Raw genomic sequence first — 17,558 nt, 5'->3', positions numbered from 1 at the left:
GTTATCCGAGGGTGGCCTTAGCCAGCCATTCGCCGATTGAACCGGCGACCTTCGTCACGTCACTCCCATCGTGATGGAATATCCAAACTGAGAAGTTTTCATGGGGATCCAGATACAAGAGATCTCCATTTTCTTCTGCAACAACAAAGCCGTTGGCAACCCGGGCGATCGAAAGCTCACCTTCATCTGAATAAACTGAATCACAGTCTGAAAAATCTTGATAGCACTTCAGGTAAAGCTCCAACTGCCGGTGTGCCGGGGCCGCCCCCACGCGCGACATCTCTACAATTCTAGCCAGCCGCTCTTCGTCGAAAAACCACCAGCAGCGGCCTTCAAAATCGGGATGTTCCTCCGGATCGTCGTTAAAGCAGTAGTCTTGCTCCACATCCAACTTGGATAGAAATTGGAGATAGTCTCTCGGAAGGGTGATACCCCTTTCTTTTTGAATTTTCTCAATACTCATTGCGCAGATAACCTCCGGGTCCGTGCTCGCAAAAACAAATGTACCCACTACGCATCGTAACATGAGAGCGGAAATTCAATACCGCATGAATTGGTTCCGGCAGCATAGTCTGTGCGCGCCGCAGGGGCATAAGTTTGGCCTTGCAAGCTGACTCGATTGCTGGTGACCGGCACATCAGTTCGGCGTCGATGAGAGCAAGCCGTCATGTGCTATAATCTCTCAACGCTCTTGGCTCGATGACGAGGAGGAAGCGCAAATTATGGGAATCGGCCTGAACGAGAATGATGCCGGCCACGACCGCGAGATCTGGTATCACAATCTCATTTCCTGTCTGAGCTTCACCATAGTGCTGGACGACGGCACGCTGCTGGGCACGCACATGACGGTGCTTACGACACGGCGCAAGCTCGAGCTTATTATCGAGTACTTCCAGGAAGAGCGTGGTGACGCCAACATTCTCTGTATGCTCCTGATCGGAAATATCGGCAGATGGGCAACCCACGCCGAAGAAGATTTGCGCACGGGCGGCAACTTGCGCGCAACCCTCCGAGAGCTGATGGGCGTCGGTGTTGATTGCACCATCTATCAATATGATTCGATGGCCAGCGATGCAGGGGGCATGGGCGCAGCAGCGCATCTTATCCACAAAGGCGGTGCCTACCCCTACCCTTATGTCGACATTGTAAAAGACGGCGACTGGTCGCATTTCATGAACATTCGGGCCAGCCATCCCGCCAGGCCGAGACTGAAAGCAAAGTCCGTTTACGGTGCAGTCAGGCGAGGCGAATCCAGGGGGATGCGTCAAACAAGATTCGTCCCCATGATACGTGCTATCGGCCCGAAAACCGCGATCGCCGAAGGTGATATGCTGAGGACGTAAGCATTCGAGGTCACCGCTGCTCCTGATTTATTTCTTGGCGCTGTCGTGATCTGGTATCCTCTTCACAGTGCAGAGTCTGCCGGGCGTGGGCGTACAGGTCGGACAGCTGCGAAGGGGAACAAACAATGACAGTGTATCTGGACGAGGACGACGTTGGACACGACTCGCACAGCATCGCCTACCCTCACCTTCTGCTCTGCATGGGTGTCACGGTCATCATGGGCGACGGCAGTATCGCCGGGGCGCATATCTCCACGGGTGATACCGAAAAAAAGACGCTTTCAAAGTTGGCCGAGCTCATGACACTGATTCCGGCAACGACGCGCCAAATGCTGCTCACCGGAAACTTCGAAATTCATTTCGGCATGGAAGACATCTGCAGCCCGGCGGAAAAGGCCGGCGAAATCGGCTACAAAGGTAAGATCCTTTGCTTCGACACTTCAGCCTTCAAACCGAAGGACGGTGCCTTCGTCCGCGTCATTACTAACGGACAAGTCAACAATCCGACGATTGAGTTCAAGCGCAATGAGAAAGTCACCTACGCGACCACGGCCAGCAGCCCGATGGGGCACTTCAGCCCAAACCGCGGCATCGGCTTCAGGGTCGGTCACGCGCTCAAAGGCAGCAGTTCAATCAACGTCGCGTCGCCGGAAGATCTGAATGTGATTGAGGTTTAAGTAAGCGCGACGAGGTTGAGGGTAGAATCACAGGCTTCGGATTGCGGTTTACTATCCGGTCTGGCGCGCAGCCAAAATCTAAGAGCCTACTGAATCACGGCCGGCAGAATGAAGTGACGCAGCATGTGGAACACCTGCTTCTGGTCCTGGATCTTGCTGTAACCATAGTTACTTCCCGTGATCACCACTACGAGATCCAGATCTGGCACGGCGAAGATAAATTGGCCGCCGTTTCCCCAAGAGTGAATCAAGTTGTAGTCTCTGCCCTGAACCCGAAGCAGGGTCTGAAACCACTTGAAGCGATAACGCGACGGGCGCTGCAGATGTGCCTCGGTTCCCACGGAGCTGGTCCAGGACCATTCCGTGTCGACTCCCGGCACCAGAATTTCAGAAACCCAGTCGACAGGCACGACCTGCCGCTCTCTCCACCTGCCTTCAGACAGCAGCAACTGCCCGAACTTGGCCAGGTCGCGCGGCCTTAGTTTCTCGCCGCCATGCATCGGCAAATGCCCTTTTGGAGTTTGCCCAATGCTATAGTGATAGATATCCAGTTGCGACATGAGTCGGCCGTCGAGGTACGGCTTCAAATCCCGCTCACCACCGCGAACGAGCGCTGATTCCAAGGCAACTCCCAAGAGGAAAGTACTCCCGGAACAGTAATGCCAGGCCGTTCCCGGCTCTGCATGCATTGGCAGATCGAAATCCGCGGCGACCTTGTCAGAGCTCTCATTCGACTTGGATTCCCGCTGTGGTCCGGCACCCGGCATTTCCGAGCAGTCCAGGCCGGACTGCATCTGAAGAAGGTTCCGTACCGTAATGCGCTGCTTTCTCTGATCACGGTCCTCGGTCACATGATAGCGCGCAATCAAAGGCGCCACCGGCTCATCCAGATCCAGCAGGCCGTCGGCGACAGCAATCCCGACAAGCAAACCCGTCACGCTCTTAAAGCTTGAGCGTGTCTGGTGCAGCGAATAGCGCTTTATGCCACCAAAATAGGTTTCGCTGACAAGCACGCCGTGACGCGCCAGGACCAGGCTATCGATTCCAACATAGCCACCCTGACGGATGCGTTTGACGAGACGGGCAATGGGTGCAGGATCGATACCTTGCGCCTTCAGACTGGATTCGGACCAACCATCGTTAAAGTCGGTCGGCGGCGTGTTGATCCGCGAAACTTCCAGTTTGGTGACTCTGGGGCCTGAAACTTCTTCCCCTCGCCCATCGCCATCGCCGGGTGTCGAGCAGGCGTTCAGCAAAACGGCCAAAAACAGAACAACGGCAATGGAAATGAATTTCCGGGCGGGCTTCCTGTCAGCTGCGCATAAGGCCTGTTTGCACATCGGCGCCATTACCTTCACTCGCTGCTTGAACAACGAAACTCCTCTCCCCTATTTCCGCTTCTCCCAAAGCGCCGAGATGATCCCGTGCAGGGTATTCACCTCCTGCTCGGTCAGGTCCGCGCGCTGGAACAGGTTGCGGATGTTGCGGATCATGATGGGCGTCTTCTCCGGTGGGTAGAGAAAACCCGACTCGTCCAGCGCCTTTTCCAGGCGGCTAAAGAAGTTGATCAACTCGCCCTTTGTCGCCGGTCGGGTCGCGTTGATGACCAACTCGCTAGCGGGCGTCTGATCCGCGGCCTGGAACCATTCATAGCCGATGAGCAACACCGCCTGGGCCAGGTTCAGCGAGGAAAATGCAGGGTTCAGCGGTACTTCCAGGATCGTGTCCGCCAAGGCGATGTCGTCGTTAAGCAGCCCGGCCCGCTCGGGCCCGAACAGCACGCCCACCGATCGGCCCTGCGCCGCGGCGGAGCGCATTCCGCCGACAGCAGTGCGCGGGGTCTCGACGGTCTTGGTCATGCCGCGCGCCCGCGCCGTTGTCGCATAGACCCGCTGCAGGTCGGCGACCGCCTCCGCTGTGGTCGGAAAGACCTTCGCCTGCTCCAGCACAAAGGTCGCACCGGCAGATGAAGCTTCGGCATCCGGGTTCGGCCAGCCGTCCCGGGGCGCGACCAGCCGCAGTTCGGTCAGGCCGCAGTTTAGCATGGCGCGGGCCACCATGCCGATGTTCTGTCCCAGTTGCGGAGTCACCAGGATAACGGCGGGGCCACCCTGGATAGGCGTTTCGGTTTTATCGGTCCCAGCCACGACGACTGCTTCTCTCTATTGGCCGTTGGGCACAGCGGCACCGTCCTGCATCAGCTTCCATGTGATCCCATCATGCAAGGCGTTGAAGGATGCATCGATTATGTTGGTCGAGACCCCCACCGTCGTCCAGCGCCGCCCCTCATGGTCGGCACTTTCGATCATCACACGGGTCACTGCGCCGGTGCCGTCGGTCGGCGTCAGGATACGCACCTTGAAATCGACCAGGCGCATGCCTTCCAGGCTCGGATAGACCGGTACCAGCGCCTTACGCAGGGCAGTATCAAGCGCGTTGACCGGACCGTTTCCATTGGCCACTTCCATCTTCGGCTGCCCGGAGACCTCCAGGGTCACGGTGGCTTCGGACTCGGTCACCAGTTCACCGCGGGCATTCCATCGCCGGTCGTCCATGATCCGAAAGCGCGTAAGCGTGAAGAATTCCGGCACCTCGCCCAAGGCGCGCCGGGCCAGCAATTCGAAGCTGGCTTCGGCGCCGTCGTAGGCGTAGCCCTCGTATTCCCGGGCTTTGACATGATCAACCAGCGCCGAGATCTTGGAATCTCTGCTGTCGATATTGATGCCGATCTCGCCGAGCCGTGCCAGAATGTTGGACCTTCCCGCTTGGTCCGACACCACGATATGGCGTTGATTACCGACCAGGGGCGGATCGATGTGCTCGTAGGTTCGTGGATCCTTTTGCACCGCTGAAACATGAAGCCCGCCCTTATGGGCGAAGGCGCTCTCGCCCACGTAGGCCGCATTGCGCATCGGCGCCCGATTCAGGCGTTCATCCAGCAGATGCGACACATGGGTGAGTTGCTTGAGCTGCCTGTCGGATACTCCAATCTCGTAATCGGTCTTCAGGATCAGCGAAGGGATTAGCGACACGATGTTGGCATTGCCGCAGCGCTCGCCCAGACCATTCAGCGTTCCCTGAACCTGGCGCGCCCCGGCCTTAACAGCGAGCAACGAGTTAGCGACAGCGTTTTCCGTATCGTTATGGCAATGGATCCCCACATGTGTGCCTGGAATCTGCACACAGACTTCGCCGACGATGCGCTCAACTTCAGCCGGCAGAGTCCCGCCGTTGGTATCGCAGAGCACGACCCAGCGTGCGCCGGCCTCATGCGCCGCCTTGAGGCAATCCAAGGCAAACTGCGGATTGGATTTGTAGCCATCAAAGAAGTGCTCGGCGTCGTACATGGCCTCTTCCTTGCGGGTCAGGCAATGGGCCACCGACTCACCGATCATGTCGATGTTTTCGCTCAACGAAATTCCCAGTGCCACGTCGACATGAAAATCCCAGGCCTTACCGACCATGCAAACGGCATTGGCCTTGGAATTTATCAGGGCGGCCAGCCCCGGATCGTTCTCTGCGCTGCGTCCGGGTCGCCGGGTCATGCCAAAAGCGACGAACTTCGCGGTCTCGAAGACCGGCGGATCCTTAAAGAAGGCGTCGTCGGTAGGGTTGGCGCCCGGCCAGCCGCCTTCTATGTAATCCAATCCGATTCCATCAAGGGCCATGGAAATAGCAATCTTGTCGGCAACTCCGAAATCAACGCCCTGGGTCTGCGCCCCGTCACGCAGCGTGGAATCGAAGAGGTAGACACGATTGTCGGTCATTGAACTTTCCATGGATTGAATGCCCGCGCTATTCACCACATGGGCGCCGGAGCGTCAACTTTCTCCGACCCTGGCCCTATCGAAGCCGTCTTTAACACAGTTTTCCCGCGACTCTTCGTCTCATGGCCCTGGTGCCGAATTTCCTGTTTAAACACGGCGTCTCAAGGTCTTTTTCCACACCTATTCAAAGCAAGCACCAATAAATCGAAACCAAGGGTTGTTGGTTACTTCGAAAGTCTGAAACGTTACAGCTAAAAGCCGTTTTGAAACCAAAATTTCAGTGCTAGCATCAAGTTGGCGAAACTATTTGTGTAAAGATAAAACTTATGAATCTCCGAAATAAGCCGGAGATACTTGAAGAAATTCGACGCTTACGCCGGCGATTGAGCGAACTCGAGCAAGAGAACGCCGGCTGGCTTGCGGAATTGGAAAGCCAACCGGGCTTAACGGGAGAAACTGCCCCGAACCAGGCAGTTTCGGGCAGTGCCGGGCTTCTTAGTGACGACCGCTTCGAAAATTCCCCCATACCCATGACCGACGAGGATTGGTCGGCAGCAAAAAAGATCGCCGACAGCCTGCGCGCATCGGGCGTGCAGGACATCCGTCAATACGTACGGAAACACCCAGAGCTGCTTGCCGAACTCGCACCCGCAGTAAAGATCCTGGATGCCAATGCGGCCGCTGTCAGGACCTATAAGGCCGCCAGCAAGGCGGTACTGCTGGAAGCCTTCAACGAGCCCCCGGATTTGACCACCTACAACCCGGAAACCGGTCTTTCTGACATCTTCGTCGAGTTGGTGCAGCGATTCAGCGAGGGCGAGACCCGGGTCGAGATGGAGGGCCCCGATACGGCGCTGGACGGCTCGGTGATCTATATCCGCACCACTACCTCCATCGCCCGCGGCCGCGAGCACGACTGGGGTCGGGTTATTCAAACGGTTGAGGACTTTACCGCCCGCAAAGCGGCGGAAGAATCCCTGCAGGTCGCCAAGAAGCAGGCGGAAGATGCCAATAAGAGCAAATCCGAGTTCCTCGCCCGCATGAGCCATGATCTGCGTACACCACTCAATGCCATCCTGGGGTTTTCCGAGATCATCGAGAACGAGATCCTGGGTCCGATCGAAATCGATGCCTACAAGGTCTACGCTCAGGACATCCATCAGAGCGGCGCGCATCTGCTTGATCTGATCAACGACCTGCTGGACCTCTCAAAGATCGAGGCAGGACAGTACGAACTGTCGGAAACGACTGTCGCCCTACCCGAGGTCGTCACCCAAGTCCTGCGTCTGGTCGCACCGGACGCTTTGAAGAAGCGCGTTGGCCTCACAGCCTCGGTCTCCCAAGATCTGCCTCACCTGCGTGCCGACCCCCGCTCTACCCGTCAAATGCTGCTGAACCTGCTCTCCAATGCAGTCAAATTTACCCCTGATGGCGGCAAAGTCAGTGTCGACACCTGCTTCGGCAATGACGGCCTCGGCATCAAGGTTACCGACACCGGCATCGGCATTGCCCCCGAGAGCCTTGAACGGGTCTTCGAACCCTTCGCCCAGATCGAAGCCTCACAAGCAGACAGGCATCCAGCCAAAACCCACCCGGGCACAGGCTTGGGGCTCTCCATCGTAAAAGCGCTCATCGAGTTGCACGGCGGGCGAATCGAGATCGAAAGCAAGTTGGGTACTGGAACTACGGCGATTTTGCGCTTTCCGAGGGAGCGCGCGATTGCTTGAGCGGAACGGCCCGCAGGGAACGTAGAGTCTACCTGGTTCATTCGACGAGACGGCAGGACCGGACATGCTTCTTTGACTCAAATGTGAGTGCCACCCTACCGAATTTGCTGCACCGCCAGTTCCGAGCTGTTGAAATTGATGCTGTACATCCGCTTACCATAGAATGCGATGTCAGCGAGGCCCTCGCTTATCTTACCAACATTGCTGACTTTGCCGGTGTGGGGATCGAAGCTGTAAAGCACGCCATCGTTGAATCCTGCGGCAATGTACTGGCCGTTCGACAACTCGATGCCATCGAGATTTGCAAGCGGTTCAGTCCGCAAGACGATCTTGCCATCGGTACTGATGCGGACAATGCGGCCGGATTCAGATGTCGCCCAGGTACTTTCGTCGCTGACGACTCCCCAGGAAGCCACAAGAAGATCGCCGTTTGCCATGACTTTGATGCCGTTAGGATAGGCGAGCTGTGCATCCTGAATGAAAGTTTCTGTCCCGCTTTTGGAAATCTTGTAAACGGCGTTGTTCGGCGGGTCGGTCACGAAAATTTCCCCACCATCATTCACCGCGAGATCCAACAGGAACCCGGCCTCCGGCAATTCAATTGTTCTGGCCGCCATTGTTTCAAGATCGATGATCAGAATAGCGTTTGCTTCGACGACATACATCTGACCGTTCACGATCTGAGAGCCTTTGGGGCCGTTCAGGCCATCGATGAAAATCACCGGGTCCAGTTTGTTCAATCCCGTCTTGGCGATGAAGCCGTCGCCATCGTCACCGTTCAAGTCTCCTACAACAGAAATATAGAGGATCCCCGTGGCTGGATCGACGGCAAGGGCCTCGGCGTTTTTAAAGCCAGTGGAAACAGAATTCTTGAGCTTGTCTCCAGCTTGGACGGAGGCCGAAAGCAGAGAAATCGCGACGGCGGTTGCCCAGATGAGCGGTCGTTGTGCCAGCATTCGCTTCATGTGAAAAATCCTTTGGTTCGTTCGATGGGGCATGGCTCAGAAAATGCTCTCCGCGCAGGCTTCAACTGCCATCACGGGCGCCCTTCTTTGATCAATGGCCAGCGACCACGCGTTACGCACGTCCGGGTTCAATCAAGAAGAAGCGAGCTCTTGAAACCAAACCTAGTGACGGACGCCTGACAGAACCACTCAGCGAAAATGACTTATCGATCGGAAAAATCGATTAATCTTGAGAAGCAGAAATTGCGGGCAGAATGCTCAGGGCCCTGACGATCTGGGGATCGTTCCGCCGGCGGATATGGACAAGCGAATAGATGGATTGTGTGATGACCGGCGCACCCCGGACCAGTTTCAAACCCGGAATTGTCTCCAGGACCTCTTGCGCAACATGCTTGGGCAAATAAAGGGTCCCACCCAAGCGTTTCAGAAACTCAACGGCAACATCGTCGCAACCGGCAATCAAGGAAGGATTAGCAAGATGAGAAAGCTGATCCTGATGGCATCTTTCGAAATGCGGTGTGTAGCTGATCTTGATGTAACTCTCGAGGTCAACTTCTTCCATTGTGGCGGCTTTTGTTGACAGCATCCAGTAGTGTTCGACGCCGATTTCAGTGATTTGAAGATCCGGTGTTTGTTGCGGTGTGAAAACGATCCCGATATCGGTCTCTCCGTCCAGAACGTCTCGTTGGATCTGTTCGGAAAAGTTGACTTCCAACTGCATCGCCCAGTCGGAGTTATGAGTGCGTAGCTGGTCGACCCAATCCAGGAGGTAGGTTCTAATCAGATTGTATTGTCCTGTTATGTGCAGCGAATTTGGGCGTGCAGTCTGGCGCGCTCGAACATCACGTTTAGTGTGCCCCCAAAGCGCCATAAGCGACCTGCAATGGACTTCAAACCGCCGCCCCGCTTTGGTGGCTTCGGCCCCACCGCGTCCCCGCTCGAATAACCTGACGCCAAGCTCATCTTCCAACTGGCGGATGCGCGCACTCACAGTCGACTGGGTAACATCCAGCCTTTCTGCACTGCGATTAAAGTTACGTGTCTCCAGAACATCCAGAAAAGTCGATAGCAATTGCTGGTTCATAGCTCGTTTGCTGATTGCAGTTGATGCTCTGGCGTATTGGACCGCAGTCTCACCCCTGAAGCAATGGTTGCAGAGCAGCGTCAGCAGGTGCCGTGTGTCCAAGGCGTGGCCGCTACCCTCGGGTCCTTTCGGCCGCACCTAGGGGGTGCGGTGTTACGGCAGTGCCGCATTTCACACGGGGACGGACTGTTGCGCGAGCAGGAGGATCGGCACGGACATGCCTCCTCGGTAGGACGGCCCCAGCGCTCGCGAGCAAATTTAGCTTTGCTTCGACGCATTGCTGCTACAGTGTCTACAGCTGTTCAAGTCTCAGCCAGAAGCGAATATCCATGCCTTCCGAAGCGCGTTCTCCCCGTCTTGCCGTCCTGATCGACGCCGACAATGCGTCCGCAAAAATCGCCGACGGCCTCTTTGAGGAAATAGCGAAGATCGGCGAGGCTAGCGTGCGGCGTATTTATGGCGATTTTTCCAGCGCCCGCTCGAAATCCTGGGCCGACATTCTCGCCAAGCATGCGATCATTCCCCAGCAGCAGTTCGCCTACACCACGGGGAAAAACGCCTCCGACATCACACTGGTGATCGACGCGATGGACCTGCTCCACAGCGGGCGCTTCGATGGATTTTGTCTTGTGTCGTCCGACAGCGACTTCACCCGTCTTGCCGCGCGCATCCGCGAACAGGGAGTGGATGTCTTCGGTTTCGGCGAGCAGAAAACGCCCGAGAGTTTCCGGCAGGCCTGCCGCCGCTTCGTCTACACAGAGAACCTTTTGCCATCCGCAACGGCCGATACCGGCGACGAAGCCTCGGAAATCAAGTCGCTTCAGCCGCCCAGCGCGGCAACGCCCATTCTCAAGAAAGTCATGGCGCAAATGGAGACTGAGGACGGCTGGGTGCGCCTGGGCGCCGTCGGCACTCAGCTTGCGAACATGGCATCGGATTTCGACCCCCGGACCTACGGCTCCCGTAAATTGAGCGACCTGGTCCGCAACACCAAGGCCTTCGAGATCGACCATCAGGACAACGGCCCCCTGCGCATCCGCGAAAAACCAAAAGTCGCGCGTAAACGAAATCGCAAGTAGCTTCTGCGATCGGCGCTTGACGAGAACGGCGCTTAACCTCTTAAGTTCCAGCGGGCAGAACCTGCCCTGCCGCGATGTTTTGATAAATGGACTCCGCCGCCATGGATTTTGATATCTGGATTATCTATCTGCTAGCCTCCGCGGCCCTGTGTTTTACACCCGGGCCAAACACGCTCCTCGCACTGACCCACGGCGCCTCGCACGGAGTTCAGAAATCGCTCTTCACTAGCCTCGGCGGCGCGGCAGGTTTCACACTCGTCATTGCCATCTGCATGGCAGGTCTCGGTGCTCTGCTTTCGACCTCTGCCCTCGCCTTCGCCATCGTGAAATGGATTGGCGCAGGCTATCTGATCTATCTCGGTATCGTTACTTGGCGTTCTCCGCCTTTGTCGGTGCAGAGGAAGAATCAGGTCGGGACAGCGAAGCGGCGTAAGCTCTTTTTCCAAGGCTTCATGGCGGCTGCCTCCAACCCCAAGGGCATCGTTTTCTTCGCCGCCTTCCTGCCGCAGTTCATCGACCCTGCAAGCTCGCAGCTGATCCAGTTTGCGGTTCTCGCCAGCACCTTCGTCAGCATCGAATTCCTTCTGGAACTGGGATTGGCCGGTTCGGCCAGCAGGCTCGCGCCCTGGCTCGGCAAGAACGCCGTCGGTCGCTGGTTCAATCGTATTACCGGTGCGTCCTTTGTCGGCATCGGCGGTCTCTTGGCGGCAGCAAACAGATAGCCTGCCCTAATTCACTGCACGGATCGCAAGTGCCGTGGAGAGAGCCATCAGAACAAAAAGAGCCGTTCTTTTGAATGTTTCGACATTTGTTCTAAGGAAGCCGTGATTCCCCAGCACAACGCCTGCAACGAGAGCCAGTAGAAAAAAAGCCGTCCGCAACAGAACCGTCTCGCCGATAAGCCCCTGGCTCGCGAACATCGCCGAACCAACCGTGTCCGTGCCGATAAAAAAGGCAACGATTGAGGCTCGGCCGGCGACGATCCCGACGGGTGATGAAAAGTAAAATAAGATCACCGGGGGCCCGACAATCCCCATGCTGCCATTCAAAACACCCGCCATGAGTCCCACTCCAGCCGTCGCCATCTGACCTGGTTCCCGCTTCAAAGCAAAGCCACGCAAAATGAGAATGGCCGCGATGAAGACAATGATTGCAAGACCGATCCTTATCGGATCAGCAGGTAGGTTTGCGAGACCGTAGATGCCTATCGGTGTCGCGATCCAGGTTCCGATCAAAAGCGCGAGGATGGAATTCCAACGAATGTCCTTCCAGATTTGCGGCAACATGACGATGCTTGTGACCACCTCGAATATCAGAACCATCGGCACGACTTCGAGGGGCGGCAGAACCAGAGACAAACTCGTGACCCAGAACATGGAGGCCCCGAAACCCGTGTAACCCTTCAGGTATGCGCCTGCGAACACGACAAGCAGACAGAACACGAGCGTTCCGGGCTCCAATCCTAAATTCAGGAAAATATCTGCGAGCATTTGCCTTCTGGCCTTCTGTTGACGACCGCTTCAGGCCAGTATCCGTGATTGAAACTCATCAATCCAACGAATAGAATTTGTCAGATCATAAACTTAATTGATGTGATTGAATTCAATGAGCGCCCAGTTTGAAAGCGATCTTCTGAGAAGCTTTGTTGCAATTGTCGACGCCGGAAGCTTTACGAAAGCCGCAGAAAAGATCGGCAGAACCCAGTCGGCCGTCAGCATGCAGATGAGGCGATTGGAGGAAGCGGCAGGCCAGCCGCTGCTATTGCGAGGGAGCGGAGTGGTAAGACCTTCGCCATCGGGCGAGAAGTTGTTGGAAGACGCACGGCTTATAGTCGCCCACCTAGAGCGGGCGAATGCCAACTTCAGTCAGAAACCCCTCCACGGCCAGGTCCGCGTCGGCCTTCTCGCAGAATACGGTATTACCCATCTGCCCGATATATTGGGAAGGTTTGCTGAAACCAATCCTCGTGTTGAAGTCAATGTTACCTGCGCACATTCAGGCGTGCTGTGCTCGGCGCTGAAGGAAGGCAAACTGGATTTAGCAATAGTGCTCAACAATCCTCAAAAAAAGGAGGGGTCTGTGTTGATGCGGGATCCGACGTTTTGGGCCACGTCGAAACATCACTCGGCCCACAAGCAGAAGGTTCTCCCTGTTGCGCTGTTTGGCGAGGGTTGCTGGTGGAGAGACTGGGCTATCCAGTCATTACAGCAAATGAACCGCCAATACCGCACTGCCTACACCAGCGACAGTAACATCAATCTCAGAGCTGCGGTAAGCGCCGGGCTGGCCGTGGGACTTCTCACCAAAGAAATGTTGCCCGATGATTGCCGGCCTCTCCTATCCCGTGAAGGCTTCCCGAAATCGATTGATTCAACCGTGGCACTCCGTAAAGGGCGCAAGGCTTCTTCGAGGGTGGTGACGGAAATGGAGCGCGCGATCAAGGCGGCATTCAAGTGAAGTCCGAACACCTCTGATCAGGCGGGTCTGTAAGTCCGTACTGCCTTGCATACAGGAGTTTTAGCCCGTGGAGCGATGAATCAAAACATCCTGCGCCGAAACAAGCGCAGGATGTTCCAAACTCAAGAAGCGGATCGACCGCCTAGGCCTGCAATTCGGCCAGAAGCTGAGCGAGCAGTTCCATGCCGGCACCCCAGCCTTTGCCCATGCCCTCAATCGCACCTTCAAAGCAGGCAATCTCGGCGGCGTTCGCCTCGTGCGGCACCCAGGTCAGGCGCATCCTGGTCTTACCGTCCGCGTCCTCGAAGGTCACCGTCGTCAGCAGCACCCGCGGCCAGTCGGGCATCATGGGGCTGGAAACAATGTTCCAGTCCGCATCCGAATTGGAGTGCAGCCAGACCAGCCGTTCCGGCGGCTTCACCTCGGTGTACTCGACTCTCTGGAAATGCGATTTGTCGCCCCAATTCATTTCGTTGAGCCACAGCCCGCCGGGTTTCACCTCAAGGCGGTGAACGATCGTCTCCACATTCGGCCCGTACCAGCGTGCCAGCAGTTCCGGGTCGGTCCAGGTCTTCCACACCAGCTCACGGGGCGCATCAAACTCTCTCTCCAGGACATAGGTCGGCAACTCACTCATTCTTGGTTCCCTTTACTTCCGCGTTTTTCAATTGGTCCAACAGGTCATCGAGCTGATCGAAACTCGATGACCAGAACTGCTTGAACTCTTCCAGCCAGGATACCGCCGCCGCCATGGGCTCCGCCTTCAGCCTTGCCGGCCGGCGCTGTTTATCGACATCCCGTTCCACCAGCCCTGCCCGCTCCAGCACCTTCAGGTGTTTCGAGACTGCCGGCTGACTCATCTCGAAGGGCGCGGCAAGTTCGTTTACCGACGCTTCGCCCGCCGCAAGCCGCGACAAAATCGCCCGCCGAGTCGGATCCGCAAGCGCCGCAAAAACCGCGTCCAGGTTCTGAGGTTGATTCATATAACCAACTTGTTCCATAACTTTATGGTTATAAATTTAATACGACGGCGTCAAGCCCTTTAAGCGCAAGTCGCTGTGCGGCACGCATTTTGCCAACCGTATAATCGAAGTTTTTTGACAACCCAGCCGATCCCACAGCGATTTGTTTGCAAAAGGATCACAGATCCCGCCCATGAAGTGACTATGCGGAAGCGCTCGGCAGGGTTGGTTTTACTCTCTGTATCGACCTTTTGAACAAGCAAAGAGGCCAACTCTCATACCGACGCGTCGAGCATCGGCATCAGCAGCCTTCCGGCGGTGGCAATTAAATAGCGACTGAAAATCGACTTCTGGCGCCGCCGCCAGTTGGATTGTGTCGTAAACGTTGGTTGGTGCGACCAGCGTGTAACTGTAGTGCAGACTACGCGACCCGGCTCGCCTTGAACTTGACCTCTGGTGCGTAGGACTTGATCACGAAGTCGGATCCCAGATATTCGAAGTACTTCGACGTCCAGTAAAAGCCGCCAGGCAAGCCGAGCCAGTCCTTAAAGTCGTTGACCTTCTCGAAATAGAAGATGCCGTAATTGGGATCGAAGAACACGGCGTCAGCACCTATGAAGGCAGCGACGGCATGGCCTCCGGCGCAGCCGTGAAGACTGATGATCTTGTACGACCAATAGTTCTTCGCGTGCACGCCAACGACGCTGGCGGCAAGACTCTTCGCGAACTTAATGTCGGCGCCGAGGGTGGTCGGAGTCTTTTTGATCTCGGCGCGGGACAGATTCTCCACCGGGTTGGTTATCTTCATCTGCCGAATGATGCCCTTCTTGCGAAGAAAATCATCCGTGAATTTATCTTTCGCTTGCTCGTAGCGGCACGGACTGGTGGCCGAGTCAAGCGCCTCCCCGTAAGCCACCTGGTTCAACGCCATGCTCACGCCGGTATAGTTTCCACCTCCACGCCTGCTTCCCCTTCCACTCGAGCGCGCGAGCACCGCAAAGCTCCCTGTTTGCTCCGTCGCGTGATGAGCGACCCAATTCATGGCGAGGGATTTACAGATACCCTGACTCGATTCGGGAATCTCTTTCATGACCCGGCCGATGCCTTCATTCCAGTCGCCCTGATCAAAGGGTTCCAGCAAAAACCCATTCCATTTCTTAGCGGTTCCCCGTACGGTTTGCGTATCTCCAAGCATCTCAGCAACTCCTTCTTCCAGACGGTCTCACCCGTCCATCGCCCGCGGATAGGGCCCTGGTTGTGATGATCAGGCGTGTCGCGGCCAACGGTCGCATCACACCAACTGAAACCTCGACCTCTGGCGAGCCGGAGAACTTGCGTGCCTGCAGGTTTGCGCAAGAGATGAAACGACTTGCGCAGGCAAAACTAATTGCATTTTAAAATTTACGACTGACGGTCACGGCGACGTTTGAACGAGGTAAATATGCCACCGGCTCTGGTAATAGATGAAGCGATTGACAGAAGTTTTACAATCTACGAATTTCGTATAGGCCTGTACAAAAATTTGGGGTCATAACGATTAGTGGATAACACCTGCCTTTCATTTATTGATTAATTTATCGACGTTAGATACGACCACCTCGCGTTAGCATTTCACACGCCAGAGGTCAGATCATATTTGCTGTCGAAACAGGCCGGACGGGCAAGCTTCCGGATCTACACTTGAATCATTGAGTTGCCCGAATCGACAATGCACGAATCCCACTTCTTGCGCCCCCCTGTCAGAGTTTCTAACAGGTATGTCATGGTTCGTTTCTCTTCACGTTGACTTATTAATATATTAATGTATTACTAAATGTGAAATCGGAAATCTGGAGAAAAAAATGCCGACTGTGCTCACTGTCGAGCAACGCGCTGCTTTCGATCGAGACGGCTATATCCTGATCAAAGGCTTTTTCGATGCAGAGGAGGCCGCGCTGCTTCAGACCGCGATGGAGCAGGACCCTGCGATCAGAGGCCATTTCTACGACCGCGGCGATGCCGAGGGCATGACCACCAAAATGGCGACCTGGAATCATCCGGGCGACAGCGTTTACGGCTACGCCGCCCGCTCGCACAGAATGGTCGACACCATGGAGGACATACTCGGCGGTGAGGTTTATCACTATCACTCCAAGATCACGGCCAAGGAGCCACGCGAAGGCGGCGCCTGGGAGTGGCATCAGGATTACGGCTATTGGTACAACAACGGCTGCCTGTTCCCCTACATGGCCTCGGCAATGGTCGCGCTGGACAGATGTACAAAATCCAACGGCTGCTTGCAGGTTCTCAGGGGATCACATCACCTTGGACGGATCGACCATGGCCTCTTGGAAGGTGAGCAGGTTGGCGCAGATCTACGCAGGGTCGAAGAAGCGAAACGGCATCTCGATCTCGTTTACTGCGAGATGGAAATGGGCGACGTGCTGTTCTTCCACTGCAACACTCTACACCGGTCGGACCAAAACCGCTCGGATGACCGGCGCTGGACTCTCATATGCTGCTACAACGCGGCCCGAAATGATCCCTACCTGGATCATCACCACCCCCGCTACACGCCCCTGGAAAAGGTTCCTGATTCCGCAATCAAGTCGGCGGGATTAAAATTTTCCGCCCCGTCGCAAAAGAGTGCTTTCCTCGAAAAATCCGTGGCTCCCGCAGAGCTGAGCAAGAAGGGTGGCACAGTTTTCGTAGCGGATACACCAAACAGTCAGCGGTGAGCCGGGTGGCCATCAGTGAAACAGCCACGCAAGCAAAGTCCGAGGTTACCGTCGATTGGCTGCCCGATGCCGTGCTACGTTCCGATAGCCCGCTCTCGGAACAGATCTATGCACGCCTGCGTGAGGTCATTGTTGCTGGACGGATCGCGCCCGGCACGGCGCTTCACGAACCGTCGATTACGAAGCAATTCGGCACCTCACGTACGCCGGTGCGTGAAGCCCTTCTCCGCCTGCGCGACGAAGGCCTGATCGACATCAAAAAGCAGTCCGGCACTTTCGTCGCCCCTATCGACCCCGACCGCGTCGTAGAGGGCATGATCGTGCGCGAATCACTGGAACCGCGCCTGGCAGCCATGGCCGCCGAGAAGATGACGGACCGGATCCTCGCGGATCTCATCTTCGAGACCGGCCAGATGACCAAGGCAGTCGAGAGCGGCAACAGCCTGCTGTTCATCGCGTCCGACGACAACTTTCATCGAATTCTGCTCGATGCCAGCGGCTTCCCGCATATCGTCGAGATTATCCAGCGGGTGAATGCGCATCTCGACCGCGTGCGATACCTCAGCGCCTCTGAACCGGTCCGTGCCCAAACGGCCCTGGACGAGCATCATGCGATGATTGAACGGCTCCGCGCTGGGGATGCGACGGGCGCCGCCGAGATGTTGCTGGCGCACCTTGAGGGGTCCTGGGTTCTCATACGTGAACTCTTGGCGCAGCAAAATAGGAGCAGAGAAGAAGCCGAAAGAGGAAAGGTCAGCGGAGAAGAAACCGGCTGATCGT

General features: G+C 56.2%; 18 protein-coding genes. 8 read left to right on the top strand and 10 right to left on the bottom strand.

Translation table 11 applies throughout. From position 1 onward, the window contains the following. Position 1: 1 nt before the first annotated feature. Entirely contained in the window at positions 2-463 is a 462-nt protein-coding gene (locus tag QMZ18_RS27260; RefSeq protein WP_282609549.1) for an SMI1/KNR4 family protein, read from the bottom strand. Between the two features lie 259 nt (positions 464-722). Between QMZ18_RS27260 and QMZ18_RS27255 the strand changes: the two genes are divergently transcribed. Both QMZ18_RS27255 and QMZ18_RS27250 read left to right on the top strand, forming a co-directional pair. Further along, positions 723-1,343, top strand: coding sequence for a hypothetical protein (locus tag QMZ18_RS27255; RefSeq protein ID WP_282609548.1), 621 nt, complete (start codon positions 723-725; stop codon positions 1,341-1,343). 125 nt (positions 1,344-1,468) lie between these two features. Then, positions 1,469-2,020 carry a hypothetical protein gene (locus QMZ18_RS27250; RefSeq protein ID WP_282609547.1) on the top strand — a complete coding sequence of 184 codons (552 nt, stop codon included), beginning with the start codon at positions 1,469-1,471 and terminating at the stop codon, positions 2,018-2,020. Positions 2,021-2,106: 86 nt separating this feature from the next. Here QMZ18_RS27250 and QMZ18_RS27245 read toward each other — a convergent pair whose 3' ends face one another. The 3 genes from QMZ18_RS27245 to cimA are packed head-to-tail and all read right to left on the bottom strand — an operon-like array spanning position 2,107 to position 5,787. Beyond that, the gene (locus QMZ18_RS27245; RefSeq protein ID WP_282609546.1) at positions 2,107-3,393 is read right to left on the bottom strand and encodes a serine hydrolase; all 1,287 of its coding nucleotides are present in this window, start codon (positions 3,391-3,393) and stop codon (positions 2,107-2,109) included. A gap of 15 nt (positions 3,394-3,408) precedes the next feature. Continuing rightward, the gene (locus QMZ18_RS27240; protein WP_282609545.1) at positions 3,409-4,167 is read right to left on the bottom strand and encodes an RNA methyltransferase; all 759 of its coding nucleotides are present in this window, start codon (positions 4,165-4,167) and stop codon (positions 3,409-3,411) included. Between the two features lie 15 nt (positions 4,168-4,182). Next, the gene (cimA, locus tag QMZ18_RS27235) at positions 4,183-5,787 is read right to left on the bottom strand and encodes a citramalate synthase (protein ID WP_282609544.1); all 1,605 of its coding nucleotides are present in this window, start codon (positions 5,785-5,787) and stop codon (positions 4,183-4,185) included. A gap of 326 nt (positions 5,788-6,113) precedes the next feature. On the opposite strand from cimA, the gene QMZ18_RS27230 reads away from it, so the two are divergent. Then, the gene (locus tag QMZ18_RS27230; protein WP_282609543.1) at positions 6,114-7,514 is read left to right on the top strand and encodes a HAMP domain-containing sensor histidine kinase; all 1,401 of its coding nucleotides are present in this window, start codon (positions 6,114-6,116) and stop codon (positions 7,512-7,514) included. 95 nt (positions 7,515-7,609) lie between these two features. On the opposite strand, the gene QMZ18_RS27225 is transcribed toward QMZ18_RS27230, so the two are convergent. Then, positions 7,610-8,479 (bottom strand): hypothetical protein, encoded by an 870-nt coding sequence (locus QMZ18_RS27225; protein WP_282609542.1) that lies wholly within the window; start codon positions 8,477-8,479, stop codon positions 7,610-7,612. Between the two features lie 223 nt (positions 8,480-8,702). Next, positions 8,703-9,563, bottom strand: coding sequence for a LysR family transcriptional regulator (locus QMZ18_RS27220; RefSeq protein ID WP_282609541.1), 861 nt, complete (start codon positions 9,561-9,563; stop codon positions 8,703-8,705). A gap of 329 nt (positions 9,564-9,892) precedes the next feature. On the opposite strand from QMZ18_RS27220, the gene QMZ18_RS27215 reads away from it, so the two are divergent. After that, complete coding sequence (locus QMZ18_RS27215; protein WP_282609540.1) at positions 9,893-10,642, top strand: NYN domain-containing protein; 750 nt, start codon at positions 9,893-9,895, stop codon at positions 10,640-10,642. Between the two features lie 101 nt (positions 10,643-10,743). After that, positions 10,744-11,364 (top strand): LysE family translocator, encoded by a 621-nt coding sequence (locus QMZ18_RS27210; protein ID WP_282609539.1) that lies wholly within the window; start codon positions 10,744-10,746, stop codon positions 11,362-11,364. A gap of 6 nt (positions 11,365-11,370) precedes the next feature. Here the strand turns inward: QMZ18_RS27210 and QMZ18_RS27205 are convergent, their stop codons facing one another. Continuing rightward, positions 11,371-12,132: a sulfite exporter TauE/SafE family protein gene (locus QMZ18_RS27205; RefSeq protein WP_282609538.1), complete on the bottom strand. Its 762-nt coding sequence runs from the start codon at positions 12,130-12,132 to the stop codon at positions 11,371-11,373. A 115-nt stretch (positions 12,133-12,247) separates the two neighbouring features. Between QMZ18_RS27205 and QMZ18_RS27200 the strand changes: the two genes are divergently transcribed. Then, complete coding sequence (locus QMZ18_RS27200; protein WP_282609537.1) at positions 12,248-13,099, top strand: LysR family transcriptional regulator; 852 nt, start codon at positions 12,248-12,250, stop codon at positions 13,097-13,099. A gap of 142 nt (positions 13,100-13,241) precedes the next feature. Here the strand turns inward: QMZ18_RS27200 and QMZ18_RS27195 are convergent, their stop codons facing one another. The 3 genes from QMZ18_RS27195 to QMZ18_RS27185 all read right to left on the bottom strand — a co-directional run bounded on the left by QMZ18_RS27195 (position 13,242) and on the right by QMZ18_RS27185 (position 15,256). Continuing rightward, positions 13,242-13,736: an SRPBCC domain-containing protein gene (locus QMZ18_RS27195; RefSeq protein WP_282609536.1), complete on the bottom strand. Its 495-nt coding sequence runs from the start codon at positions 13,734-13,736 to the stop codon at positions 13,242-13,244. Continuing rightward, entirely contained in the window at positions 13,729-14,082 is a 354-nt protein-coding gene (locus QMZ18_RS27190) for a helix-turn-helix transcriptional regulator (RefSeq protein ID WP_282609535.1), read from the bottom strand. Before QMZ18_RS27190 ends, QMZ18_RS27195 begins: the two co-directional genes overlap by 8 nt. Positions 14,083-14,482: 400 nt before the next feature. After that, positions 14,483-15,256: a YopT-type cysteine protease domain-containing protein gene (locus tag QMZ18_RS27185; RefSeq protein WP_282609534.1), complete on the bottom strand. Its 774-nt coding sequence runs from the start codon at positions 15,254-15,256 to the stop codon at positions 14,483-14,485. Positions 15,257-15,902: 646 nt separating this feature from the next. On the opposite strand from QMZ18_RS27185, the gene QMZ18_RS27180 reads away from it, so the two are divergent. Beyond that, entirely contained in the window at positions 15,903-16,778 is an 876-nt protein-coding gene (locus QMZ18_RS27180; protein WP_282609533.1) for a phytanoyl-CoA dioxygenase family protein, read from the top strand. Positions 16,779-16,783: 5 nt separating this feature from the next. After that, complete coding sequence (locus QMZ18_RS27175; protein ID WP_282609532.1) at positions 16,784-17,554, top strand: GntR family transcriptional regulator; 771 nt, start codon at positions 16,784-16,786, stop codon at positions 17,552-17,554. Positions 17,555-17,558: the final 4 nt, after the last annotated feature.

The organism is Pelagibius sp. Alg239-R121 (assembly GCF_947331435.1).
GTDB lineage: Bacteria > Pseudomonadota > Alphaproteobacteria > Kiloniellales > Kiloniellaceae > Denitrobaculum.
Note: the sequence above shows the minus strand (reverse complement) of the source record. Positions and strands in the feature narration are given on the sequence as shown.